General features: G+C 70.3%; 25 protein-coding genes. 14 read left to right on the top strand and 11 right to left on the bottom strand.

The features are described from left to right. Positions 1–22: 22 nt before the first annotated feature. Positions 23–817, top strand: a complete 795-nt coding sequence (locus ACFYZZ_RS39605; protein ID WP_389187181.1) for an alpha/beta fold hydrolase — start codon at positions 23–25, stop codon at positions 815–817. A 50-nt stretch (positions 818–867) separates the two neighbouring features. Here the strand turns inward: ACFYZZ_RS39605 and ACFYZZ_RS39600 are convergent, their stop codons facing one another. The 6 genes from ACFYZZ_RS39600 to ACFYZZ_RS39575 all read right to left on the bottom strand — a co-directional run bounded on the left by ACFYZZ_RS39600 (position 868) and on the right by ACFYZZ_RS39575 (position 6,352). Further along, entirely contained in the window at positions 868–2,301 is a 1,434-nt protein-coding gene (locus tag ACFYZZ_RS39600; RefSeq protein ID WP_389187178.1) for an ATP-binding protein, read from the bottom strand. Continuing rightward, on the bottom strand, positions 2,301–3,038 hold the full coding sequence (locus tag ACFYZZ_RS39595) for a response regulator transcription factor (RefSeq protein ID WP_389187175.1): 738 nt from the start codon (positions 3,036–3,038) through the stop codon (positions 2,301–2,303). Before ACFYZZ_RS39595 ends, ACFYZZ_RS39600 begins: the two co-directional genes overlap by 1 nt. 123 nt (positions 3,039–3,161) lie before the next feature. Beyond that, the gene (locus tag ACFYZZ_RS39590; RefSeq protein ID WP_389187171.1) at positions 3,162–3,782 is read right to left on the bottom strand and encodes an FMN reductase; all 621 of its coding nucleotides are present in this window, start codon (positions 3,780–3,782) and stop codon (positions 3,162–3,164) included. After that, positions 3,779–4,912, bottom strand: coding sequence for an LLM class flavin-dependent oxidoreductase (locus ACFYZZ_RS39585; protein ID WP_389187168.1), 1,134 nt, complete (start codon positions 4,910–4,912; stop codon positions 3,779–3,781). The genes ACFYZZ_RS39590 and ACFYZZ_RS39585 overlap by 4 nt, the downstream gene beginning before the upstream one ends. Before the next feature lie 81 nt (positions 4,913–4,993). Next, positions 4,994–5,422: a GNAT family N-acetyltransferase gene (locus ACFYZZ_RS39580; protein ID WP_389187165.1), complete on the bottom strand. Its 429-nt coding sequence runs from the start codon at positions 5,420–5,422 to the stop codon at positions 4,994–4,996. A gap of 39 nt (positions 5,423–5,461) precedes the next feature. After that, complete coding sequence (locus ACFYZZ_RS39575) at positions 5,462–6,352, bottom strand: NADP-dependent oxidoreductase (RefSeq protein ID WP_389187162.1); 891 nt, start codon at positions 6,350–6,352, stop codon at positions 5,462–5,464. A 133-nt stretch (positions 6,353–6,485) separates the two neighbouring features. Here ACFYZZ_RS39575 and ACFYZZ_RS39570 point away from each other — a divergent pair, with 133 nt between their 5' ends. After that, complete coding sequence (locus tag ACFYZZ_RS39570; protein WP_389187159.1) at positions 6,486–6,890, top strand: winged helix-turn-helix transcriptional regulator; 405 nt, start codon at positions 6,486–6,488, stop codon at positions 6,888–6,890. 107 nt (positions 6,891–6,997) lie between these two features. Beyond that, positions 6,998–8,404: an MFS transporter gene (locus ACFYZZ_RS39565; RefSeq protein WP_389187156.1), complete on the top strand. Its 1,407-nt coding sequence runs from the start codon at positions 6,998–7,000 to the stop codon at positions 8,402–8,404. On the opposite strand, the gene ACFYZZ_RS39560 is transcribed toward ACFYZZ_RS39565, so the two are convergent. After that, positions 8,401–8,880, bottom strand: coding sequence for a MarR family winged helix-turn-helix transcriptional regulator (locus ACFYZZ_RS39560; RefSeq protein WP_389187153.1), 480 nt, complete (start codon positions 8,878–8,880; stop codon positions 8,401–8,403). The genes ACFYZZ_RS39565 and ACFYZZ_RS39560 overlap by 4 nt on opposite strands. A 54-nt stretch (positions 8,881–8,934) precedes the next feature. Next, complete coding sequence (locus ACFYZZ_RS39555; protein ID WP_389187150.1) at positions 8,935–9,405, bottom strand: hypothetical protein; 471 nt, start codon at positions 9,403–9,405, stop codon at positions 8,935–8,937. 110 nt (positions 9,406–9,515) lie between these two features. On the opposite strand from ACFYZZ_RS39555, the gene ACFYZZ_RS39550 reads away from it, so the two are divergent. Genes ACFYZZ_RS39550 through ACFYZZ_RS39540 form a run of 3 tightly spaced genes read left to right on the top strand, consistent with a single transcriptional unit; the run spans position 9,516 to position 10,827 of the window. Next, a complete protein-coding gene (locus ACFYZZ_RS39550) occupies positions 9,516–9,854 on the top strand; it encodes a YnfA family protein (protein ID WP_389187147.1) in 339 nt (112 codons plus the stop codon). A gap of 53 nt (positions 9,855–9,907) precedes the next feature. Beyond that, on the top strand, positions 9,908–10,681 hold the full coding sequence (locus tag ACFYZZ_RS39545) for an SDR family NAD(P)-dependent oxidoreductase (RefSeq protein ID WP_389187145.1): 774 nt from the start codon (positions 9,908–9,910) through the stop codon (positions 10,679–10,681). Continuing rightward, positions 10,585–10,827, top strand: coding sequence for a hypothetical protein (locus ACFYZZ_RS39540; protein ID WP_389187612.1), 243 nt, complete (start codon positions 10,585–10,587; stop codon positions 10,825–10,827). The genes ACFYZZ_RS39545 and ACFYZZ_RS39540 overlap by 97 nt, the downstream gene beginning before the upstream one ends. A gap of 16 nt (positions 10,828–10,843) precedes the next feature. Here ACFYZZ_RS39540 and ACFYZZ_RS39535 read toward each other — a convergent pair whose 3' ends face one another. After that, a complete protein-coding gene (locus ACFYZZ_RS39535; protein WP_389187142.1) occupies positions 10,844–12,037 on the bottom strand; it encodes an RtcB family protein in 1,194 nt (397 codons plus the stop codon). 216 nt (positions 12,038–12,253) lie between these two features. On the opposite strand from ACFYZZ_RS39535, the gene ACFYZZ_RS39530 reads away from it, so the two are divergent. The 3 genes from ACFYZZ_RS39530 (at position 12,254) to ACFYZZ_RS39520 (ending at position 15,493) form a co-directional block, all read left to right on the top strand. Beyond that, a complete protein-coding gene (locus ACFYZZ_RS39530) occupies positions 12,254–13,090 on the top strand; it encodes a DUF3558 domain-containing protein (RefSeq protein WP_389187139.1) in 837 nt (278 codons plus the stop codon). A 126-nt stretch (positions 13,091–13,216) separates the two neighbouring features. Continuing rightward, entirely contained in the window at positions 13,217–14,098 is an 882-nt protein-coding gene (locus ACFYZZ_RS39525; protein ID WP_389187136.1) for a DUF3558 domain-containing protein, read from the top strand. Positions 14,099–14,197: 99 nt separating this feature from the next. Further along, entirely contained in the window at positions 14,198–15,493 is a 1,296-nt protein-coding gene (locus tag ACFYZZ_RS39520) for a DUF2637 domain-containing protein (RefSeq protein WP_389187134.1), read from the top strand. A gap of 78 nt (positions 15,494–15,571) precedes the next feature. Here the strand turns inward: ACFYZZ_RS39520 and ACFYZZ_RS39515 are convergent, their stop codons facing one another. After that, on the bottom strand, positions 15,572–16,582 hold the full coding sequence (locus ACFYZZ_RS39515; protein WP_389187131.1) for a trypsin-like serine peptidase: 1,011 nt from the start codon (positions 16,580–16,582) through the stop codon (positions 15,572–15,574). A 419-nt stretch (positions 16,583–17,001) separates the two neighbouring features. Between ACFYZZ_RS39515 and ACFYZZ_RS39510 the strand changes: the two genes are divergently transcribed. The 4 genes from ACFYZZ_RS39510 to ACFYZZ_RS39495 all read left to right on the top strand — a co-directional run bounded on the left by ACFYZZ_RS39510 (position 17,002) and on the right by ACFYZZ_RS39495 (position 20,330). Then, complete coding sequence (locus ACFYZZ_RS39510) at positions 17,002–18,282, top strand: hypothetical protein (protein WP_389187128.1); 1,281 nt, start codon at positions 17,002–17,004, stop codon at positions 18,280–18,282. Between the two features lie 180 nt (positions 18,283–18,462). After that, complete coding sequence (locus ACFYZZ_RS39505) at positions 18,463–18,984, top strand: SigE family RNA polymerase sigma factor (protein WP_389187125.1); 522 nt, start codon at positions 18,463–18,465, stop codon at positions 18,982–18,984. After that, on the top strand, positions 18,981–19,673 hold the full coding sequence (locus tag ACFYZZ_RS39500; RefSeq protein WP_389187122.1) for a hypothetical protein: 693 nt from the start codon (positions 18,981–18,983) through the stop codon (positions 19,671–19,673). Before ACFYZZ_RS39505 ends, ACFYZZ_RS39500 begins: the two co-directional genes overlap by 4 nt. A gap of 30 nt (positions 19,674–19,703) precedes the next feature. Continuing rightward, entirely contained in the window at positions 19,704–20,330 is a 627-nt protein-coding gene (locus ACFYZZ_RS39495; protein ID WP_389187119.1) for a hypothetical protein, read from the top strand. A gap of 54 nt (positions 20,331–20,384) precedes the next feature. Here the strand turns inward: ACFYZZ_RS39495 and lysS are convergent, their stop codons facing one another. Next, positions 20,385–22,124, bottom strand: a complete 1,740-nt coding sequence (gene lysS / locus ACFYZZ_RS39490) for a lysine--tRNA ligase (protein ID WP_389187116.1) — start codon at positions 22,122–22,124, stop codon at positions 20,385–20,387. A gap of 128 nt (positions 22,125–22,252) precedes the next feature. Here lysS and argS point away from each other — a divergent pair, with 128 nt between their 5' ends. After that, on the top strand, positions 22,253–24,016 hold the full coding sequence (argS, locus tag ACFYZZ_RS39485) for an arginine--tRNA ligase (RefSeq protein ID WP_389187114.1): 1,764 nt from the start codon (positions 22,253–22,255) through the stop codon (positions 24,014–24,016). The last annotated feature ends 3 nt before the right edge of the window (positions 24,017–24,019 follow it).

Below are 24,019 nucleotides of genomic sequence, written 5' to 3'. Positions count from 1 at the left end.
AGATGTCGTCTACGGTGAACCCATGAACACTGACAACGCCAAGCGTTCCGCGCTCACCATCGACGGCCGCACCCTGTCCTACGTGGACTTCGGCGGACCGGGTCGCCCGCTGCTCGCCCTGCACGGACACATGTCCGAGGGCATGTCGTACGCCGATCTCGCCGCCCGCCTCGCCCCGGACTGGCGGGTCATAGCGCCCGACCAGCGCGGCCACGGCGACTCCGACCGGGCGGCCGACTACAGCCGGGAGGGCTACCTCGCCGACCTGGAAGCCCTCATGGACCACCTGGGACTGGACCGGGCGGCTCTTCTCGGCCACTCGCTCGGCGCGATCAACGCCTACCAGTTCGCCGCCCGCCACCCCGAGCGCGTGACCGCTCTGGTCAACGGCGAGGGCTGTGCCGAGCTCGGCCTGGACGGCAGCAACCCGCTGGCGTTCGTGCTGAACCTTCCGGAGGGCACTTGCCCCAGCCGGGAGGCGTTCGTGGCGCAGCTGGGCCCGTTCGCCCCCTTCCTCGAATCCGCCGTTCGCGAGCGGCCGGACGGAACTTGGGGCCTGCACTTCCACCCCAAGGACATCTACGAATCCGAGGACCGGGTCCACGGCGACCACTGGGCCGACTGGACCGCCTCCGCCTGCCCGGCGCTGCTGATACGCGGCGCCGAAGGCGGTGTGCTGTCGGCGGAGCAGGCAGCACAGATGGCCGCTCGGCGGCCCGGCACCCGTCTCGCCGAACTGGGGACGGACCACTTCTTGTACGCCAACGACCCGGTCGGCTTCGCGGACGCGGTCCGGGACTTCCTTGCCTCGGCATAGCCCGGTACAGCCCCGAAGGCGAAGCCGAAGCGGCCCGCGCCAGACGCCCCTCAGCTCCCCCCGCTCCCCACAATCCCCCCACCCACCGTGAACCCGATGACCGCCCCGCCCCCTTCCCGCCGGAAGGCGAACGGTGCGCCGCCATGGGCCATGGCGACCTCGCGGACGATGGACAGGCCGAGCCCCGACCCCGGCAGGGACCGCGCGTCGGCGGCGCGGTAGAAGCGGTCGAAGATGCGGATCAGGTCGCCCTCGGCGATGCCGGGGCCCCGGTCGAGGACCTCGACCCGGACGGTCCCGAGCCGCGCGGGCCCGGTGATGTTGATCTCGATGGGCGCCTTGCCGTCGCGGTCGAACTTCGCCGCGTTCTCGACCAGGTTGGACAGGGCCCGCTGCAGCATCCCGGGCCGCCCGTCGGTGCGCGTGTCACCGCTGGCGCGCAGCACGATCTCCCGGCCGGTGCGCCGCCTGGCCAGCCCCATCACGTCCTCGGCGATGTCGGCGAGGTCCACCCGCTGCGGCGGCTCCGCGTCGGACTGCCCGGCCGCGAGATCGACCAGCTCGTTGACCAGGTCGGTCAGCTCCCGGGCCTCCTGGGTGAGATCGGCGACGAGTTCCTCCCGGGTCGCCGGGGGAAGCTCGTCGATCCTGCGCAGCAGCGAGATGTTCGTACGCAGCGAGGTCAGCGGTGTCCGCAGCTCGTGCCCGGCGTCCTGGACCAGCCTGCGCTGGTCCTCCTCCGACTGGGCGAGCCGGCCGAGCATCCGGTCGAAGGCACGGCCGAGCCGGCCCACCTCGTCCAGGCCCGCGACGGGCACCTCGATGCCCAGCTGGCGAGTGCGGGCCACGTCCTCGGCGGCGGAGGTGAGGATCACCAGCCGCATGGTGATCCGGCGGGCCAGCCACCAGCCGAACAGCCCCGCGGCGACCACGACCGCCGCCATCAGGATCAGCGTCCGCTGCTGCAGCGCCCGCAGCAGATCCTCGGTGTCGCTGAACTCCTGCGCGACCTGCACCGCGCCCTTCCCGTCCCCGAGGGAGACGGTGGCGATGCGGAACAGGTCCTCGCCGACCCGGACGTCCTTGTACTGGACCACCCTGCCGGCCCCCTGCGCGGTGGCCACGCCCTTGTCCCGGGCGGTGACGGGCAGCACCGGACTGCCGTGGTCGACGATCTGCCCCAGCGCGCCGAGCACCTGTACGTCGGTCCGGGCCGGCCGGACCAGATCATGGCCGGGGCGGGAGGAGGAGAAGTCCTCGGGGACCATCTCGTGCTGACGCACCTCGTCCTGCACGTCCTGGACGACCTGCGTGAACACCGACTGCTGGTCGACCCGGACCAGGCGCGCCGCGGAGTTGTAGGACAGGATGCCGACGAGGACGGCCACGGCGGCGGTGACGGCCGCGAAGGACACCGCGAAGGTGGTGCGCAGGGACACGAGCCTGGGCCGGGGCCCGGCCGGCAGCCGCCAGCGGTGGCTCACTAGTCCTCCCGCAGCACGTAACCCACGCCCCGGACGGTGTGGATCAGCTGGGCGGCGCCGGGCTCGTCCAGCTTGCGGCGCAGGTAGCCGACGTACACGGCGAGGTTCTTCGAGCCGGGCCCGAAGTCGTAGCCCCAGATGCGGTCGTAGATCGTGGAGTGGTCGAGCACGATGCCCGCGTTGCGGACCAGCAGCTCCAGCAGCTCGAACTCGGTGCGCGTCAGCTCCAGCTCGCGCCGGCCGCGCCAGGCCCGGCGGGCCTGGAGGTCCATCCGGATCCCGGCGGCCTCCACCTGCCGGTCGGAGACCTGGATGTCCCGCCCGCCGTCACCGCCGGTGGCCGCGGCGCCGACACCGCCCGCGGGTACCGGACTGGTACGGCGCAGCAGGGCCCGCAGCCGTGCGAAGACCTCTTCCACGTCGAACGGCTTGACCACGTAGTCGTCGGCGCCGGCGTCCAGGCCCGCGATGCGGTCGGCGGTCTCCACCAGGGCGGTGAGCATCAGGATCGGGGTGCGGTCGCCCTCGGCCCGCAGCACCCGGCAGACCTGGAGCCCGTCGATGCCCGGCATCATCACGTCGAGCACGAGGACGTCCGGCGGGGTCCTGTGGGCCTGTGCCAGCGCTTCCACGCCGTCGGCCACCGCCGTCACCTCGTACCCCTCCAGGGTCAGGGCACGCTCCAGGGCATGACGGATGGCACGGTCGTCTTCGGCGAGCAGCACAGTCTGGGGCACGTCCCCAGTCTGCCAAGGCCTCCGGCGGTTCGGCCGGGACGAGCGGGTCTACGATCACCCTTTTTACCCGCCTCTCACCGTCGCAGGAGCAACCCGCAGCGGAGGCCTACCGTCTTTTCACCGTCACGCGCCGAGCCGGGCCAGCTGCTCCTCGAACGGCACGACCGCGAGGTCGTCCTCGGCCGGGAGGTCGCCCTCGGCCGAGAGGCCGTCCCTGGCCGGCCGGGCCGCCGACAGCCCCTGCATCAGGGCCGCCAGCTCCCCCGCCGCCCGCTCGGTCCGCTCGGGCAGGCCCTCCGCGCCCCAGTCCTCCGAGGCGGCGTACACGGCGGTGGGTACGACCACGGCCCGCAGGTAGGCGAACAGCGGACGGAGCGCGTGCTCCAGCACCAGAGAGTGGCGGGCGGTACCGCCGGTCGCCGCGATCAGCACCGGCTTGCCGGCCAGGGCGTCCTTGTCCAGCACGTCGAAGAACGACTTGAACAGCCCGCTGTACGAGGCGGTGAACACGGGCGTCACCACGATCAGCCCGTCCGCCTCGGTCACCGCGTCCTGCGCGGCGGCCAGGGCGCGGCCCGCGAACCCGTTGGTGAAGTTGTGCGCGATCTCGACCGCGAGGTCGCGCAGCTCGATCACCTGGAGGTCGACGGGCGTGTGCCGGTCCACGGCGGCGGCCAGCCGGTCGCCCAGCAGCCGGGTGGAGGACGGGACGCTCAGCCCCGCCGAGACGACGACGAGCTTCATTCGGCGGTCACTCCTTCGGATTCGGAAGCGGCAGAGGAGTCAGCAGTGGCAGTGGAGTCAGCGGCGGCGGCCAGCAGGGAAGCGTGCGTGGGAGCCTCCGGCACGTTGGCCGGGCGCCCGTTCGCGAACTCCTTGCGCAGCACCGGTACGACCTCCTCGCCCAGCATGTCGAGCTGTTCGAGCACGGTCTTCAGCGGCAGGCCCGCGTGGTCCATCAGGAACAGCTGGCGCTGGTAGTCGCCGGCGTACTCGCGGAAGCCCAGCGTCTTCTCGATCACCTGCTGCGGGGAGCCGACGGTCAGCGGGGTCTGGTCGGTGAAGTCCTCCAGGGAGGGCCCGTGGCCGTAGACCGGCGCGTTGTCGAAGTACGGCCGGAACTCGCGCACCGCGTCCTGCGAGTTCTTCCGCATGAAGACCTGACCGCCCAGCCCGACGATCGCCTGCTCCGGGGTGCCGTGCCCGTAGTGGGCGAACCGCTTCCGGTAGAACTCGACCATCCGCTTGGTGTGGTCGGCGGGCCAGAAGATGTTGTTGTGGAAGAAGCCGTCGCCGTAGTACGCGGCCTGCTCGGCGATCTCCGGGGAACGGATCGAGCCGTGCCAGACGAACGGCGGCACGTCGTCCAGCGGCCGCGGCGTGGACGTGAAGCCCTGCAGCGGCGTGCGGAACTTGCCCTCCCAGTCGACGACGTCCTCGCGCCACAACCGGCGCAGCAGGGCGTAGTTCTCGATGGCGAGGTTGATGCCCTCACGGATGTCCTGGCCGAACCACGGATAGACCGGCCCGGTGTTGCCGCGGCCCATCATCAGGTCGACCCGGCCGTCGGCCAGATGCTGGAGCATCGCGTAGTCCTCCGCGATCTTCACCGGGTCGTTGGTGGTGATGAGCGTGGTGGAGGTGGAGAGGATCAGGTTCTCCGTCCGCGCCGCTATGTGGCCGAGCATGGTCGTCGGCGAGGACGGCACGAAGGGCGGGTTGTGGTGCTCGCCGGTGGCGAAGACGTCGAGGCCTACCTCCTCGGCCTTGAGCGCGATGGCGACCATGGCCTTGATCCGCTCGCGCTCGGTCGGCGTACGCCCCGTGGTGGGGTCCGGCGTGACGTCGCCGACCGTGAAGATCCCGAACTGCATGGTCGCTCACCCTCCAGGTTGTTGACGGTTCAACTATACCCCTGGAACCGTGGCCCTCTCCGAGCTATTCCCGGCGTCCCCCTACAGCTGCTTCGCGAAGTGGAAGGCCGCTATCTCCATGCGTTCCCGCAGGTAGAAGCGGTGAGCGTCGGTTCGCTGGGTGCCCGAGTCGAGGTTCAGCTCATGACAGCCGAGCGCCCGGCCGCGCTCCTCCAGGTGCACGAGGAGCGCGCGGCCGACCCCGCCGGACCGGGCGGCCGGGGCGGTCACCAGGTCGTCGACGTACAGCTGACGCAGCGAGACGGTGTTGACCAGCACCCGCCAGCCGGCCACCCCCACGCAGGCCCCGTCCTCGTCGTAGGCGGCGGAGAAGCGCAGCCCCTGCGCGCTCCCCTCCTCGTACACCCGGGCGAACAGCTCCTCGGTCAGATGCGGACGCAGCTCCCGCAGCACGGGCAGCACCTCGGTCCCGAGCCGCGGGTCCCCCGGCTCCAACTCCATGATCTTCATGTCCGCACCCTAGGCCCTGTCGTCAAACTCCCGTCTGCACTACGGGACCAGCACCAGGCGACCCCGCACCCCGCCCTCGGCCACCCGTGCGTGCGCCTTCGCGGCCTCCTCCAGGCCGTACGTCCCGGCCACCCGGAGGCTCAGCACCCCCTCGTCCACGAGCCGGGCCAGCTCCGCCAGCCGGGCCCCGTCGGCGCTCACCATCACGGCCGTGGTCCGCACACCGCGGACGGAGTCGGGCTGGCCGCCGGGCCGGGCGCTGACGAAGACGCCACCGTCGCGCACCGACTCCAGCGCCGGCTCACCGAGCATCGCCGCGTCCAGCACCGCGTCCACGCTCGCCGGGGCGGCTGCCTCGGTCGTGAAGTGAGTGGCGCCGAAGGACCGCACCAGCTCCTCGTCGGCCGCCCGGGCCTGCCCGGTCACCGCGATCCCCCGGTGCGCGGCCAGCTGCACGGCGAACCCGCCCAGCGCGCCCGCCGCACCGGTCACCAGCAGCGACGCACCCGGCGCCAGCTCCATCAGGTCGAGGGCCTGGATCGCGGTCAGCGCGTTCAGCGGCAGGGTTCCGGCATGCACCGCGTCGACCGTGGCCGGGGCCTTGGCCACCGTGTCCGCCGGTACGACGACGTACTCGGCGTGTGCGCCCAGCGGTTCGCTCACGCCCGCCGCGAGGGCCACCACCTCGTCGCCGACCTGCCAGGCCGCGGCTTCGCCCACCGCGTCCACCGTGCCGGCCACGTCCCAGCCGAGACCCAGCGGCCCGCCCGCGCCGCCGAAGAGACCGGCCCGCAGGGCCAGGTCCACGGGGTTCACCGCGCTGGCCGCCACCTTGATCCGCACCTGCCGCGCCCCCGGCTCGGGCACCGCCACGTCCACGATCTCCACGGCTTCCGGACCGCCGAACGTCGTCACCACAGCAGCACGCATGCCAACTCTCCCCGATTACAAGGCATTTGATGTATTTCACGGCACTTTCCCGGCCGCAGCACCAACCATAGGAGAGCTACTATCCATCGGTAAGTAGTTACCTGAGAGTGCGTAGGGGACCCGGAGGAGAGCCATGGCGACGATGAGCGCGGCCCAGCGGCGTGAGCAGGCCCGGATCGAGTACGACGCCTTCCTGGCGGCCTGCCCCACCAACAACCTCCTCGGCAGGCTCAGCGACAAGTGGGTGGGCCTCGTCGTCGCCGCCCTGTCCCCCGGGCCCATGCGCTACAGCGACATCGGCCGCAAGGTCGCCGGCGTCAGCCCCAAGATGCTCACCCAGACCCTGCGCACCCTGGAGCGCGACGGCATCGTCTCCCGCACGGTCACCCCGTCCGTCCCGGTCCGGGTCGACTACGAACTCACCCCGCTCGGCCGCAGCCTCGCCGGCCTGATGACCGCCGTGAAGACGTGGGCGGAGACCCACTTCGAGGAGGTCCAGGAGGCCCGCGAACGCTACGACGCGGAGAACCCCGCCTAGCCGGGAAACGGCACGGCCTTTTGCCGCCTTGGCAAAAGGCCTGGGGCGCGGCCGGTGTCCGGCAACAGCATGGCCGGACAGACGCTCCCCGAACCGCGAGGTAGACCGTGACCGCAATCGCCGCACCGCACCCTGTCCAGCCGCCCCTCCTCAGCGCACGCAGACGCTGGACGGTGCTGGCCGTCTGCTGCCTCAGCATGTTCCTGGTGGGCCTCGACACCACCATCGTCAACGTGGCCCTGCCCACCATCGGCGAGGGTCTGGGCATCGGGACACGGAGCCTCGAATGGACCGTGGACGCGTACACGCTCGTCCTGGCCAGTCTCCTGATCTCCTCCGGCGCAGTGGCGGACCGGCTGGGCCGCCGCCGGGTGTTCCAGTCGGGCCTGGCCGTCTTCGGCGCCGCCTCGCTGCTGTGCGCACTCGCACCGTCGGTGGGCGTGCTCGTCGCGGCCCGTGTGCTCCAGGGAGTGGGCGCCTCGATGCTGAGCCCCGTGGCGCTGGCCATCGTGGTGAACGCGATGCCGGATCCGCGGGAGCGGGCGCAGGCGATCGGCGTCTGGGCGTCGGTCTTCGGGCTCAGCATGGCCGCGGGCCCGGTCACGGGCGGCGCACTCATCGCGGCGTTCGGCTGGCGGTCGGTGTTCTGGATCAACGCACCGGTCATCGTGGCCGCCCTCGTCCTCAGTGCGGTGTTCGTGCCGGAGTCCCGGGCCGCGCACGGCGGGCGGCGGCTCGACCTCCCGGGTCAGATCCTGCTGACCGAGGTCATCGGGGTCACGGTCGCCGTCCTCATCGAAGGACCGCGCATCGGCTGGACCTCGCCCGCGGCACTGACCGCGTACGCGGTCGCGGCCCTGTCGACGGCCGGTTTCGTGCGGGTCGAGTCCCGTCGGCGCGAGCCCCTCATGGACCTGCGCCTCTTTGGCCGGCCGGCCTTCAGCGGTGCGGTCCTCGGCGCCGTGGCGGTCTTCGTCGCCCTGAACGTGACCCTGCTGCTCAACACCCTCTACCTGCAGCACACCCGCGGATGGACCCCCCTGGCCACCGGCACCGCGACCCTGCCCATGGCCCTCGGGGCGACCGTCTGCGCACCCCTGTCCGGGCACCTGGTCGGCCGTACCGGACCCCGGCTGCCGCTCCTCCTGGCCGGCGGCCTCATCACCGCGGGCGGTCTCGGCCTGCTCGGGCTCGACCGGCACACGGGCCTGCCGCTGCTCCTTGCGGCCTACGCGCTCATCGGCGCCGGATTCGGCTTCGCCAACGCCCCGATCACCAACACCGCGGTGAGCGGACTGCCGCCCGCCCGGGCCGGTGTGGCCGGAGCCATCACCTCCACCGCCCGCCAGCTCGGCTCGGCACTCGGCATCGCGATCGCGGGCGGCCTGGCCGCGGGCACCAGCGCCGCGGGGCTCGCCCACGCGTCCCGGCCGGGCTGGATCACGGTCGCCGCCTGCGGACTCCTGCTCCTCCTCGTGGCCCAGGCGTCACGCCGGCCGAAGGACACCGCCTAGCCGCGCCCCTCCCGCAGCCGCGCGATCTGCTCCCCACTGAACTCCACCGTCCGCTCCATGTGCCGGACGATCACGGCCAGCTCGGTGTCGTCCAGCTCGTCGAAGATCCGGGACCAGTCACCGGCCAGCGAGTCCCACATCCGCCCGAACTCGGCGATCTTCTCCGGCACGGTCGCCACCAGCACCCGCCGCCGGTCCGTGTCGTCCCGCTGCCGCACGACGTACCCCGCCCGCTCCAGCCGGTCCACCAGCCGGGTCGCCGACCCGGTCGTCAGCCCCGTCAGCTCCGCGACCCGGCCCGTGGTGACCGGCTCCGCCTCCAGCGTGAGCAGGTTCAGGCACTGCAGGTCGGTGGGGTGCAGCCCGATCCGGTCGGCGACGGCCTGGTTGAACAGGGCGTACGACGCCATGTACCGCCGGGACACCACGGACAGCTCCGCCAGCAGCCCGGACCGCCCGGTCCCGTTCCCGGCCATGCCGCACTCCCCTTCGCCTGCGTGGTGCAGAGATCGTACGACGGTCCGGACACCTCAGAAGGCGTACGCGTCCCCGGTTTCGAGGACGAGGACCCTCAGCCGGTCGTTCGAGCGGTCCCGGTCGACCGCACCGCCGTTCCAGGCGGTGTCCACCTCCAGCGTGAACTCCGACGGCGCCTCGGCGAGCCGCGCCACCAGCGTGAGCTGCTCCCCGGTCTCGCCCTCGGCCAGCGCCCCGGTGTCGCACACCACCGTCCGCGCGTCCGTCCGCGCGCACCCGCCCGGCAACAGCTGCCGCTCGGCGAGCGGCACCGACCAGCGCAGCTGCACACTCGCGCCCGACACGGCCGAGGGCCCGTCGTTGTGCGGACTGACCCGGACCTCCACCTGGTCCTCCTTCAGGACGGCGCTCCCGTGGAAGGACAGATCGGCCTCGGGCCCGGTCGCGGCCCCGACCGGCCCGGCCACACCCGCGGCCACCATCACGGCACCGCACGCACCCAGCACCCATGCCCTCATCCGCATGCCACCTCGCTTTGACCTCGTCCGGTATGCCGTACGGATGTATGCCACGCGAGCCGGTCGTCAGGCGCCCTCCATCAGGTGACACCGCACCCGCGTGCGAAGCTGCCGCCATGTCGATCCTCCGCTCCGCCGCCCTCTTCGTCGTCGCCGCGCTGTTCGAGATCGGCGGCGCCTGGCTGGTCTGGCAGGGCGTGCGCGAGCACCGCGGCTGGCTGTGGATGACCGGCGGCGTCCTCGCGCTCGGCGCCTACGGTTTTGTCGCCACCTTCCAGCCGGACGCGCACTTCGGCCGCATCCTGGCCGCGTACGGCGGGATCTTCGTGGCCGGCTCGCTCCTGTGGGGCGTGGTCGCCGACGGCTTCCGGCCCGACCGCTGGGACATCACCGGTGCCCTCATCTGTCTCGCCGGCATGGCCGTGATCATGTGGGCCCCGCGAGGCGGCGCCTGAGCCTCGAATACGCTGGAGGGAGCGCCGACCCTTCTCTCGTCCAGGAGCAGCCCATGGCCCCCGCCCCGTCCGCAGCTTCCCGCATCGCCGTCGTCACGGGTGCGAGCAGCGGCATCGGCGCCGCCACGGCCCGGCAGCTCGCCGAGGCCGGCTACCGCGTCGTCCTCACGGCCCGCCGCGTGGACCGCATCGAGGCGCTGGCGAAGGAGATCAACGCGGCCGGCCACTCGGCGACGGCGTACCAGCTGGACGTGACGGACCGCGCGGCGGTCGACGAGTTCGCGACGGCCTTCCAGACGATCGGCGTGCTGGTCAACAACGCCGGCGGAGCCCTGGGCGCGGACCCGGTGGCCACCGGCGACCCGGCCGACTGGCGCACGATGTACGAGACGAATGTCCTCGGCACCCTGAACCTCACGCAGGCCCTGCTCCCCAAGCTGGAGGCGAGCGGCGACGGCGTGGTGGTCGTGGTGTCCTCCACGGCGGGCCACGGCACCTACGAGGGCGGCGGCGGCTATGTGGCCGCCAAGCACGGCGCGCACGTCCTCGCCGAGACCCTGCGCCTGGAGATCGTCGGCATGCCGGTCCGGGTGATCGAGATCGCCCCCGGGATGGTCAAGACGGACGAGTTCGCGCTGACCCGCTTCGGCGGCGACGAGCAGAAGGCGGCCAAGGTCTACCAGGGCGTGGCCGAGCCCCTGACCGCCGACGACGTGGCCGAGACGATCACCTGGGCGGTCACCCGCCCCAGCCACGTCAACGTGGACCTGCTGGTCCTGCGCCCCCGCGCCCAGGCCTCCAACACCAAGGTCCACCGGGAGCTGTGATGACGGACGAGGACTCGCTCGAAAAGCGCCGCCTGGCCCAGGAGACGAAGAACGAACGGCAGGTCTGGTACTTCCTGGCCTACTTCCTCTTCGGCATCCACATCGTGGCGTTCGTGATGATCTACGCCGTGCGCCACGCGAAGTGACGCACGGCGGCCGCCCTCAGCCCTTCACGCACACGACCTGCTTGAGCTTGGCCACGACCTCCACCAGGTCCCGCTGCTGGTCGATGACCTGGTCGATGGACTTGTAGGCGCCCGGGATCTCGTCCACGACACCGGAGTCCTTACGGCACTCCACGCCCCGGGTCTGGTCCTCCAGGTCCTTGGTCGAGAAGCGCCGCTTGGCCGCGTTGCGGCTCATCCGCCGGCCCGCGCCGTGCGAGGCCGAGTTGAAGGCCTTCTCGTTCCCGAGACCCTTGACGATGTACGAGCCCGTGCCCATCGAGCCCGGGATGATCCCGTAGTCGCCGGAGCCGGCCCGGATCGCGCCCTTGCGGGTGACCAGCAGGTCCATGCCCTCGTACCGCTCCTCCGCCACGTAGTTGTGGTGGCAGGAGATCTCCTGCTCGAAGGTCGGCTTGGCCTTCTTGAACTCCTTGCGGATCACGTCCTTCAGCAGCGCCATCATGAGCGCGCGGTTGTACTTGGCGTACTCCTGCGCCCAGAACAGGTCGTTGCGGTAGGCCGCCATCTGCGGAGTGTCCGCGACGAAGACGGCGAGGTCGCGGTCGACCAGGCCCTGGTTGTGCGGGAGCTTCTGGGCGACGCCGATGTGGTGCTCGGCGAGTTCCTTGCCGATGTTCCGCGAACCGGAGTGCAGCATCAGCCAGACGGCGCCGGTGGTGTCCGTGCACACCTCGATGAAGTGGTTGCCGCTGCCCAGGGTGCCCATCTGCTTGGTGGCCCGCTCCTCACGGAAGTGCACCGCCTGCGCGACGCCGTGGAAACGCTTCCAGAAGTCGTCCCACCCGGCCGTCGCCAGCCCGTGGAACTGCCCCGGGTCCGCGGGGTCGTCATGCATCCCGCGCCCGACCGGAATCGCCTGCTCGATCTTCGACCGCAGCCGCGACAGGTCCCCCGGCAGGTCGTTGGCGGTCAGCGACGTCTTCACCGCCGACATCCCGCAGCCGATGTCCACGCCCACCGCGGCAGGGCACACCGCGCCCTGCATGGCGATGACCGACCCGACCGTCGCACCCTTTCCGAAGTGCACGTCCGGCATCACGGCCAGGCCCTTGATCCAGGGCAGGGTGGCGACGTTCTGGAGCTGGCGCAGGGCCACGTCCTCCACCGTCGCGGGGTCCGTCCACATCCGGATCGGTACCTTCGCGCCCGGCATCTCCACGTACGACATGACGTTCCTCAATTCCCCCGACAACACAACAAATGGCTTAAAAGCATCAAAACGCAAAAGCGGCGCCAAGGTCTGTGAAAAGGGACATGGGACCGGCGTCCACGGCAGTGCGTGCGATACACATTGTGTCCAGGGAGCGCCCCGCCACGGCAAGCCATTAACCAGCGGGGACACTGGATCACCGAGCGAGTGCACACCGTCGAGAGGAGACCGACCGTGCAGCGGAAGGCGTACGTAACCGGCATCGCCGCCCTCCTGGCGGCGTTGCTGGCCGGCTGCACGAGCGGCTCCGGAGGTGACGGCCCGACGGACAACGCCAACCCCGGCGACGCCGGTACGGCGACCGTCGCGGCCCAGCCCGGCAAGTACCGCACCCTGCCCGAGCCGTGTGGCGTGATCGACCACGACACCCTCGACTCGCTGCTGCCCGGCATCAAGCAGCTCGCCGACCCCGAGCAGCGCGACAGGGCGTACCAGGGCGATGCCACGCTCACCTACAACACCGACCGCAAGGTCGGCTGCCACTGGAAGGTGGAGTCCGCCGACGCCACCGACCGCCTCGCCGTCGACTTCGAGCGCGTGGTGTCGTACGACAACGCGGTCAGCGACGACGACCAGGCGCAGAAGCTGTTCGAGGAGAAGGAGACGGCCGCCGACCTGCCCGAGCCGACCTCCGCCACCCCCGCCACCCCTGCGTCCTCCGCCGGCACGGCCACGCCCACGCCCACGCCCACGCCCACCCCCACGGCCACCGCGAGCGACGACGCGTCCCCCTCCACCACGGAGACCTCCCCGGACGCCACTCCGACCGATCTCCAGCCCCGCGTACTGTCCGATCTCGGTGACGAGGCGTATCTGGACGACCAGCTGGGCAGCTCCGGCTCGACCGCCGGACCGCGGACGGTGACTGTGGTGTTCCGCACGTCCAATGTCGTCGTCACCATCGAGTACGAGGAGCAGCCGACGGCCACCGGAACGGTCCCGGACAGCAAGGAAATGCAGGACAGGGCCCGTGATCTGGCCTCCCAACTGGACGACGCACTGGGCAGCTGACCCCCGCCGAGGCCTCTTCCGCCGCCACCCGCAAAGCGCGCGAACGGAAACCCCACAGCTCCTTCACCGCGTACGGTGGCCCCGCAGGAACCCGCACGAACACCGAGCGTCACGAGTGAAGGAACCATGCAGCGAGCAGCCCAGCGAGACGACCGTGCCCGAGCCCAGCGAGCCAAGCGCCTGCGCCGCGCCCTTGTCTGCGCGGCAGCCGTTCCCGCGGTCCTGATCACCGCCGCCTGCTCCTCGGACAGCGGCGACTCCACGGACAAGGGCGGCGCCGACGCCCAGCAGACCGCGAGCAGCGGCTCCACGCAGGAGCCCTCGGCGAGCGCCTCCCCGACCGTGCAGGCGGCCGCGTACACGAAGCTTCCCGAGCCGTGCGCGGTGCTGTCGAAGAACACCCTGGGCGATCTGGTACCGAAGGGCACCAAGTCGGGCAAGGAGGGCACCTCCGACGACACCGCCACCCGCTCCTCCTGCTCCTGGACCAGCCTGGACAACAACGGCACCAAGGGCTCCCAGTTCCGCTGGCTCAACGTCTCCCTGCTGCGCTTCGACTCGGACGCGAGCCGCGGCTCCGCCGACAAGCAGGCGCACACGTACTACGCCCAGCAGGTCAGCGACGCGCGGAGTGTCTCCGGCGCGAAGAACGCCAAGTCGGAGCCGGTCTCGGGGACGGGCACCGAGGCGACGGCGGTGCGCTACGACCTGAAGAAGAAGGAGGGCGCCTTCAAGCAGCAGACGGTGGTCGCCCGGGTCGAGAACGTGGTCATCACGCTCGACTACAACGGCGCCGGTCTCGCGGGCGAGAAGACGCCGGACGCGAACGAGCTGACCAAGGCGGCGGAGAAGGCCGTCAAGGAGGCGATCGCGGCGGTCTCGGCCGCCAACAGTGAAGGTTCCAAGGGCAGTTCCTCCACGAAGCCCTCTTCCTCGCCCTCCAAGTCGGCGTCCAAGTCCGCCTCCTCCGGCGCATCTGCGTCCAAGTCGGCCACCACGAAGAACTGACCGGCCTCACGTTCGTCGCACGCGTATGCCACTCTGTTGCGCGCAACAACACGCAAGGGGAGGGGATGACGAGTGGCCGCGCCAATGCAGCTGACTCGGATGCACCGCATACTCATCGGCGTGGTCGTTTCCGGTGCGTTGATCATCGCCGGCATCGGCTTCGCCGGTTCGTACGCGGCCGTCCGTGAGCTGGCCATCAAAAAGGGCTTCGGGAACTTCTCCTACGTCTTCCCGATCGGTATCGACGCGGGCATCTGTGTCCTCCTCGCTCTTGACCTGCTGCTGACCTGGATCCGCATCCCGTTCCCGCTGCTGCGCCAGACGGCCTGGCTCCTGACGGCGGCGACCATCGCCTTCAACGGCGCCGCCGCCTGGCCGGACCCGCTGGGCGTGGGCATGCACGCGGTGATCCCGATCCTGTTCGTGGTCGCCGTCGAGGCGGCCCGGCACGCGATCGGCCGCATCGCCGACATCACGGCCGACAAGCACATGGAGGGCGTCCGCCTCACCCGCTGGCTCCTCTCCCCGGTCCCGACCTTCCTCCTCTGGCGCCGCATGAAGCTGTGGGAGCTGCGCTCCTACGACCAGGTCATCAAGCTGGAGCAGGAACGTCTCGTCTACCAGGCGAGGCTGCACGCCCGCTTCGGCCGGGCCTGGCGCCGCAAGGCCCCGGTGGAGTCGCTGATGCCCCTGCGCCTGGCCCGCTACGGCGTACCCCTGGCGGAAACGGCGCCGGCGGGCCTGGCGGCGGCGGGCATCGAGCCGGCGCTGCTGCCGCCGTCCCCGCAGCCCCAGCTGGCCACGGCCCATGCGCAGTCGGCGAGCGGCCCGCAGCTCACGGCCGACGCCGTAGCCGTGGGCAGTCACGCCGCCGGGGCGGCACAGGTGGGCGCGGCAGCACCTCCCGGTGAGCAGCGCCCCCTGCTCCCCCACCAGCGCACCGCGGAACCGGAGAACGTCCCGGACGAAGAGAGCCCCTGGTTCCAGACCCCTCGCGAGGTCGACTACCACGGCGGCTACGACCCCGCCTACAACCCGCCCCCGGACCCCCAGTACGTTCCCGAGGAACAGTACGAGGAGTGGTACGAGGAACAGCCCCCGGAGCAGTTCCAGCAGCCCAACCCGTCCGAGGAGACCGGCAGCTTCCCGATCCCGGTGGGCCCGAACCGCACCCGTGAACTGGGCGAGGGCGGCGGCCCGCCGGAACCCGACGAGGAGGCCTTCTACCAGGTCTTCCGCCAGTCGATAGACGGCAGCTACCCCACCGCCGGCCAGTTCCGCGGCGACGTGGAGGCGACGTTCGGCATCGCCATGCCACAGCGCGACGCCGAACGGATGGTCAACCGCTTCACCAACCGCCACACGGCGGAACTGCAGGACGACCACATCGCGTAACGCGTACGAGGACGCGGCCCGGCTCGCCCTGGCGGCAGCGCAGGACGGCGGACGGATGGCGGGCCTGCCACAGGTCCGTCACCGGCACCGCACTCCGGGCCGGGCGGGCGGGGTGCCGGCCACGGCCGCGTCGTACAGACGCCGGATGTCGGAGCCGAAGTACGGGCTGTAGGAGACGTCGGCGGTCGGCCCCCCTGTCTTCCAGCCGCCTATGCTCCCGACCACATCGCCCCTCCCGGTGTGCGTGTTGAAGTTCGCCAGGAACGGGCCGCCGCTGGTACCCGACCGGTAGTCGTCGCAGGCGATCCGCAGGTACGAGCCGGGCGTGCCGTCGGTCGGCGTGAACTTCCTCGTGGAGTTGGTGCAGGTCAGAGGCTGCCGGTCCGTGCCCGGATAGCCGATCAGCCGGACTCGGGGAAACGCGTAACCGCGCCCGGTGACAAGGTTGTTGCCGCCCACGACGTCCTGCACCCGCTTGCCGTCGCTGCGCGCTCCGAGCCGTGCGAACGCCACGTCCCACGGCGCGCCCTTCGTGTGCCCGCGGTCGTAGTAGCGCTTGTCGATCCAGACCTGGCTGCGCCCTCTGGAGTCGGTGTCGACCGGGAAGATCCCATGCGGTCGCGGCCTGGCCGCAGTCCACTGCGGCACGAACGCCAGGGAACCGGACCCGGCCCTGGCGTCCAGGCAATGGCCCGCGGTCAGCACGATGTTGTGGTGCGCACTGTTGATCACACTAGCGGTGCAGAAGTAGGAGCCGCTGCCCCTCTGCACATACATCCGCCCGACCATCGGCAGCCCGCCGAAGTGCGAACTCCCCGGGCCGACCCCGGCACGCTGCGACTGGGACCTTCCCCTGTTCGGCGTCGGGGCATCGGCAGCCGCCGGGCGCCCGTCGTCCCGAAGCGGCTTCGCCTCGGCCATGCGCTCGTCGGTCCAGAACCGCTGCGCCGCCGCGGCGGTCCAGCGGGGCGCCGCCACGTGCCCGGAAGGCGACGGGTCCGCGGCACTGGCCGTGCCTACGACACCCGACGTCGAGACCAGGAAGGCGATCGCTCCGGCGGCTCCGCGTAAAACTATATGGCTCTTCATTCGGTGCACTCCCTCGGTGGGCAATCAGACAGGACGAGCCGACGATAGGGGACGGACACCGAAGAGTCGAACCATTTACCTTTACTGCCTCTTCACCTCGAAGCGGAACTCTTCACCAGAAGGTTTGAACATGAATCTTTTTGCCGAAGAGGAATCCACGCCCCCACTTCGACGACTTCGACTGGGCACCCTAATGGCCCTCTGACCTGCTACAAAGGAGATCGACAGGCGTACATCCGGCTGAAATTTTATGAATCACCCACTCCACTTTTCCATCCCCTGGACACATCCGGAGCCGCTAAATCCACACGCAGAGGCCGGCTCGAAATATTTACCTTGACGCATGATCGGATCTGGGTTTCGATGACGATCGACCATTTGGTCACACGGGGAAATTCACATCTTTCAGGGGGATTCGCATGCCTGGTTCCCGTACCAAGCTGCTCGCGCTCACGACCGCCTCGGCATTAGGCGCATTGCTGGCCGTCATCGTGACGCCGACGGCCGAGGCCAACGACGGACAGCGAGCCACCAGCACCGAAGCGGCACTCCTCGCGCACGCCAAGAAGGTCGCACCGCTGAACGCCGTCGCCAACGCCCTCGGCGACCAGGGCCGTGGGGCGTTCGCCGACACCTACAGCGACCTGCACGTCGACGAGAACGGCGGCTCCGTCACCCTCCTCGCCACCGACAGCACCCGGGCCGCGAAGCTGATCGCCGCCGCCAAGCACGCCCACCCGACGATCAACACCGCGCTGATACGCGTTCAGCACGCCGATTTCAGTAGGAAGGCGCTGGACCGGGAGATCGACAAGATCTTCCCGCTGGGCGCCGTCAAGGACGCCTCGAAGGAGGTGTACTTGGGCGCCTCGCCCAAGGCCGACGGCTCCGGCATCACCGTCGAGGTCAAGCCGAGCGCCCTGCGGCGAGTCAAGGCTGCTCAGGGCACCCGGCTGGACGGCATCCCCGTCACCTACGTATCCGGCAAGGTCAAGACGGCGGCCTCCTGGCGCTGGAACGACAGCCGCCCGCAGATCGGCGGCGACGTCCTCGTCGGCGACGCCCGCAAGCCCGGCTATGCCAACCACTGCACCGCCGGCATCGCCGCCGAGAACTCGCACGGACGCGACTACCTCATCACCGCCGCCCACTGCTACCCCAACGGCGCGGGCGTCTACGGTGAGGGCGCGCGCACCGGCGACTGGAACAACCCCACCAAGAGCCACTACTTCGGCAAGATCAGCGGCACCAAGGACGGTTGGGACGCCCAGCTCATCGACAGCGGTCTCTACAACGGCAGGGGCTTCAACTCGGACGAGGCCGACACGCCCTCCGGCAAGTGGTACGCCGTCAACAACTACGCCTATTCCTACAACGGGCAGACGGTCTGCCAGGACGGCGCCCACTCGTACTACGACGGCAAGGGTGTCCCCTGCGGCATCAAGACCACCAGCGACGACTACAGGTACACCATCCAGTGGGATGACGGCTCGACCCACCGCATACGGGGTGTCCAGGGGAAGGGGTCCTACACCTGCACCCAGGGCGACTCCGGTGGCCTGGTCTTCACGGTCAACGACAGGACCCACCGCCAGGCGCGCGGAATCGTCTCCGCCAACCGCGGTACGCGGGAGATGTACTGGACGGAGGCCACCGACATCCTCCGCAACTTCCACCTGAAGCTGAACCCTCACCAGTAATCCAGCACCGCCGCGAGGGGCACCACGGAGCTACCACCCGGAGCCCGTGGTGCCCCTCGCGCGTGCGTACGGCTCCCCGTGCGGGACCGCCCACGACAGCCCCGTCGAATTCATCGGCCGCAAGGCCCCAACCGGACGGGGGAGTTGTTCGTGATACCGGGTGAGGGGATCGGAGGGAATGTGGCCGAATGGTCGAGGCTGCTGTCCGAGCTGGCGCAGGAGCGCGGCGCGGAGCTGAACCGGTACGGCTTCCTGCTGTGCGGCGATCGCGCGGAGGCCGCCGACCTGGTTCAGGAGGCACTGGTACGGGTCTTCTCCCGGCCCCGCCGTGCGTGGGAACTGGGGGAGGCGGAGGCATACGTGCGTCGCACGATGCTCAACCGCTACCTGGACCTGCACCGGCGCCGAACCCGTTGGATCCGCGCGCTTCCACGGCTCGTGTCATCGGCGCCGGTCGCCGACCACAGCACGGACGTCATGCACCGGATCGACCTCATGGACGCCCTGCGCGGACTGTCGCCGAGACAGCGGGCCTGCGTGGTGCTCCGTTACTACGAGGACATGTCCACCGCGGACATCGCGGCGCGGCTCGGCTGCGGTGAAGGCACGGTCAAGCGTCATCTGAGCGACGCGCTGGCACGGCTGGGCGCCCAATTGCGGCCACCACAGCATCACGTCGCGGAGGAAAGGCTGGAGACATGAAGCCCGAGGACCTGCGCGAACAGTTGCTGGCCGCCGCGCACCGCACAACGCCGCCGGAGATCGACACCGAGCGCGTGCGGACCCGGGTGCGCCGGCGCAGGCGCGCCCGCTACACCGCCGTGGCCGGGGCAGGCCTGGCCGTGGCCGCCACGGTGGTGCTGAACACGCTGCCGTCCGCCTCCACACCGGAGACCACGACACCGGCGGACTCCTCGATCAGGCAGCCCTCGGCGGCGAGCAGCGAAGCTCCGGGACTCCCAGACCACACCTGCGGCGCGAGAATCCCGGCGAGTTCCGGCCGCGGAGCCGTGACCGTACGCATCTCCGATGTGCGCGCGGCCCCGGACGGAGCCCCGCAGGTCACCTACGCGGTGCACGCAAACGCCCCGGCGGTCCTGTCCGGCGGGCCACTGGTTCTCGTCCTGAAGGACGGCCGGGTCGTGGCCGGTCAGGATCCCTCCGGACCGGCGTCCGAGAACACCGCGCACCAGGTGACCATCACCCCCGACCACCCGCACCGCGCCCGGCTCGCGCCCGTGCCGGGCCGTCCCTGCGCGGGAACCGCCTGGAGCCCGGTGTGGAAGGGCGGCTACGAAGTGGCCGTCGTCCTCGTCACCCAGCAGACCGTGCCCTCCGGTACCCGGGCCCTTGATTCATTGATCGTCGCCCGTGCCCCGCTGTCCGAATGAACGGCCTCTCGACATCTCATGGAGGAACTCATGCGCCGCGCCCTGCTGCCCGCCGTCCCCGTCCTGCTGCTCGCCCTCGCCGGATGCGGGGGGAATTCCGACGCGGTGACCGGTCATCCGGCCCACCCGGCCCCGACCACCACGACGCCGCCGCTGAAACAACAGGACCGCTCCCTGCCCTGCGACAGCACCATCGCACCTCCAGTCCGCGTCAGCGGCCCCGATGAATCACTGCAGCTGACCGTCACGTCCCTGCGGCGCCAAGGCTCCGCGCTGCGAACCACCTACAAGATCAGCTCCCACGACCGGACAGAGGCACTCGGCCTGCCGATCGCCGATGTCCCGCCCACGGCCCTCCTGCTCAAGCACGGCGTCATCGCCGGCCGCCAGAAGCCCGCCGCCGACACCGGTCCGGTCAACACGTCGTCCCTCATGTACCCCGTCGGCAAGCGCCCCTACGTCAAGACCCTGGCGCTCGACAGCCTCTGCCCCGGCACCACATGGTCCGACGTGGACAAGCACCCCGGCGACTACCAGGTCGTCGTCGTCATGTCGGTCCAGCCGGACGGACCGCCCTCCGACAAGCAGCCCGCGGACGGTGTCCACAAGTTGCCGCTCCTCGAAGCCACCCGCGACATCTCCACGAAGAGCCAGTGAACGCAGGAGGGGGCGCCCGGTGACACCGGGCGCCCCCTCCTCCTATGACGCGGTCTACTCCCCGAGCAGGGCCCGCACCCGCTCCTGCCCCACCGCCAGCAGCAGCGTGGGCAGCCGAGGCCCGGTGTCCCGGCCCACCAGCAGGTGGTACAGCAGCGCGAAGAACGACCGCTGAGCCGTCTTGATCTCCGCCGGCAGCTCCTTGGGCGTGGCGTCGGCCGAGAACCCGGCCTGCACCTTGGGCACGCCGTACACCAGGTGGGTCAGCCCGTCGAGCGACCAGTGCTCGGCGAGCCCGTCGAGCAGCAGCCGTACCGACTGCTGGGACGCCTCGTCGAGGGACTTCAGCAGCTCGGCGTCCGGCTCGTCCCGGACGATGGTGCGCTGGTCGGCGGGGACGTGCGTGTTGATCCACGCCTCGGCCTTGTCGTACCGCGGCCGCGCCTCGTCCAGCGAGGACAGCGGCTGCTCCGGGTCCAGCTCGGAGAGGATCCGCAGCGCCTGGTCCTCGTGCCCGGCGGTGATGTCGGCGACGGAGGCGAGCGTGCGGTACGGCAGCGGACGCGGCGTCTTCACCAGCTCACCGGCGGCCGTACCCACGGCCCGCGTGTACGCGGCGACGTCGGCCGGCAGCGCGGACCCGTCCGCGACCTTGCCCGCGAGCTTGTCCCACTCGTCGTAGAGCCGCTGGATCTCCTGGTCGAAGGCGATCTTGAAGGACTGGTTGGGCCGGCGGCGGGCGTACAGCCAGCGCAGGAGCTGCGGCTCCATGATCTTCAGAGCGTCCGCGGGGGTGGGCACGCCACCGCGCGAGGACGACATCTTCGCCATGCCGGAGATGCCGACGAACGCGTACATCGGACCGATGGGCTGCTTGCCGCCGAAGATCCCGACGATCTGGCCGCCCACCTGGAACGAGGACCCCGGGGACGAGTGGTCGACACCGCTCGGCTCGAAGACGACACCCTCGAAGGCCCACCGCATCGGCCAGTCGACCTTCCAGACCAGCTTGCCGCGGTTGAACTCGCTCAGCCGGACGGTCTCGGAGAACCCGCAGGCCGTGCAGGTGTACGCCAGCTCGGTGCTCTCGTCGTCGTACGAGGTGACGGTCGTCAGGTCCTTCTCGCAGTTGCCGCAGTACGGCTTGTACGGGAAGTACCCGGCGGAGCCGGAGCTGCCGTCGTCCTCGGACGCGGCGCCCGAGCCCTCCTCGGCCTCCAGCTCGGCCTCGTCGACGGCCTTCTGCTGCTTCTTGGCAGGAGCCTTCTTCGTCCGGTACTGGGCCAGGATCGCGTCGATGTCGCCGCGGTGCTTCATGGCGTGCAGGATCTGCTCGCGGTAGACACCGGAGGTGTACTGCGCGGTCTGGCTGATCCCGTCGAACTCGACACCCAGCTCGGCGAGCGACTCGATCATCGCGGCCTTGAAGTGCTCGGCCCAGTTCGGGTACGCGGAGCCCTCCGGCGCCGGGACGGAGGTCAGCGGCTTGCCGATGTGCTCGGCCCACGACTCGTCGACCCCCGCGACGCCCGCCGGCACCTTCCGGTACCGGTCGTAGTCGTCCCAGGAGATCAGGTGGCGGACCTGGTGCCCGCGGCGGCGGACCTCGTCGGCGACCAGGTGCGGGGTCATGACCTCACGCAGGTTGCCCAGGTGGATCGGACCCGAGGGGGAGAGACCGGACGCGACGACCACAGGTTTGCCCGGGGCCCGACGCTCCGACTCCTCGATGACCTCATCCGCGAAACGGGAGACCCAGTCGGTGGTCTCGGTGCTCTGAGCCACGATCGGCACGTCCTTCTTTCTGAACGGGGTGACACCCCATTCTCACAGACGGACTTGCGTCGGCGAAAACGGCTTTACCTCCCATGGGATACTGGCTGGGTCTATCCATCCCCACGAGGAGAACGGCACCCATTCCTATGGCCTCGGTCACGTCCCTCAGCGATTCCGTCCAGCAGCAGCTCGCGTCCGCCCTCTCGGCTTCCCTGCCGGAGGCCGCCGGCGCGGACCCGCTGCTGCGACGTAGCGACCGGGCCGACTTCCAGGCCAACGGGATCCTGGCGCTCGCCAAGAAGGCGAAGGCGAACCCGCGGGAGCTGGCCACTCAGGTCGTCTCCCAGATCGTCGCCGGTGACGTGATCAAGGAGATCGAGGTCTCCGGCCCCGGCTTCCTGAACATCACGATCACGGACCGGGCGATCACCGAGAACCTGGCCGCGCGGTACACGGACGAGACGGGCCGCCTCGGCGTGCCGCTCGCCGCGGAACCGGGCACGACGGTGATCGACTACGCGCAGCCGAACGTGGCCAAGGAGATGCACGTCGGCCACCTGCGGTCGGCGGTCATCGGCGACTCGGTCGTCCAGCTCCTGGAGTTCACCGGCGAGAACGTGGTCCGGCGGCACCACATCGGCGACTGGGGCACCCAGTTCGGCATGCTCATCCAGTACCTGGAGGAGCACCCGCACGAGCTGGACCACAAGGCCGCCGAGGTGACCGGCGAGGAGGCGATGTCGAACCTCGACCGCCTCTACAAGGCCGCGCGGAAGAAATTCGACTCCGACGAGGAGTTCAAGACCCGTGCCCGGCGCCGGGTGGTGGACCTCCAGGCGGGCGACCCGAAGACCCTCGCCATGTGGCAGAAGTTCGTGGACGAGTCGAAGATCTACTTCTTCTCCGTCTTCGAGAAGCTGGACATGGAGATCCAGGACCCCGACATCGTCGGCGAGTCCGGCTACAACGACATGCTGGCCGAGACCTGCCGCCTGCTCGAAGAGTCCGGCGTGGCGGTCCGCTCCGAGGGCGCGCTCTGTGTCTTCTTCGACGACATCAAGGGCCCGGACGGCAACCTGGTCCCGCTGATCGTCCAGAAGTCGGACGGCGGCTACGGCTACGCGGCCACCGACCTCTCGGCGATCCGCGACCGTGTCTTCAACTTGAAGGCGAACACAATCCTGTACGTCGTCGACGCCCGGCAGGCCCTGCACTTCCGGATGGTCTTCGAGACGGCCCGCCGGGCCGGCTGGCTGAACGACGGCGTGACCGCGCAGCAGCTCGCCTTCGGCACGGTCCTCGGCAAGGACGGCAAGCCGTTCAAGACGCGTGAGGGCGAGACGGTCCGCCTGGTCGACCTGCTCGACGAGGCGATCGACCGCGCCTCGGCCGTGGTCCGGGAGAAGGCCCAGGACCTGTCCGAGGAAGAGATCGCCGAGCGGGGCGCCCAGGTGGGCATCGGCGCGGTGAAGTACGCGGACCTGTCGACCTCGGCGAACCGGGACTACAAGTTCGACCTGGACCAGATGGTCTCGCTGAACGGCGACACGTCCGTCTACCTCCAGTACGCGTACGCCCGTATCCAGTCCATCCTCCGCAAGGCCGGCGAGGTCCGCCCGGCGGCCCACCCGGAGCTGGCCCTGGCGGACGCCGAGCGCGCTCTCGGCCTGCACGCCGACTCCTTCGCGGAGACGGTGGCCGAGGCCGCGAAGGAGTACGCCCCGCACAAGCTGGCCGCGTACCTGTACCAGCTGGCGTCCCTGTACACGACCTTCTACGACAAGTGCCCGGTCCTGAAGGCCGAGACGCCGGAGCAGGTGGAGAACCGCCTCTTCCTGTGCGACGTCACGGCCCGCACCCTGCACCAGGGCATGGCGCTGCTGGGGATCAGGACGCCTGAGAAGCTCTGACAC

Origin of the sequence: Streptomyces sp. NPDC001816 (genome assembly GCF_042892235.1) — a bacterium.
Classification (GTDB): domain Bacteria; phylum Actinomycetota; class Actinomycetes; order Streptomycetales; family Streptomycetaceae; genus Streptomyces.
The sequence above is the reverse complement of the archived record's forward strand: the minus strand, read 5'-3'. Positions and strand labels throughout refer to the sequence as shown.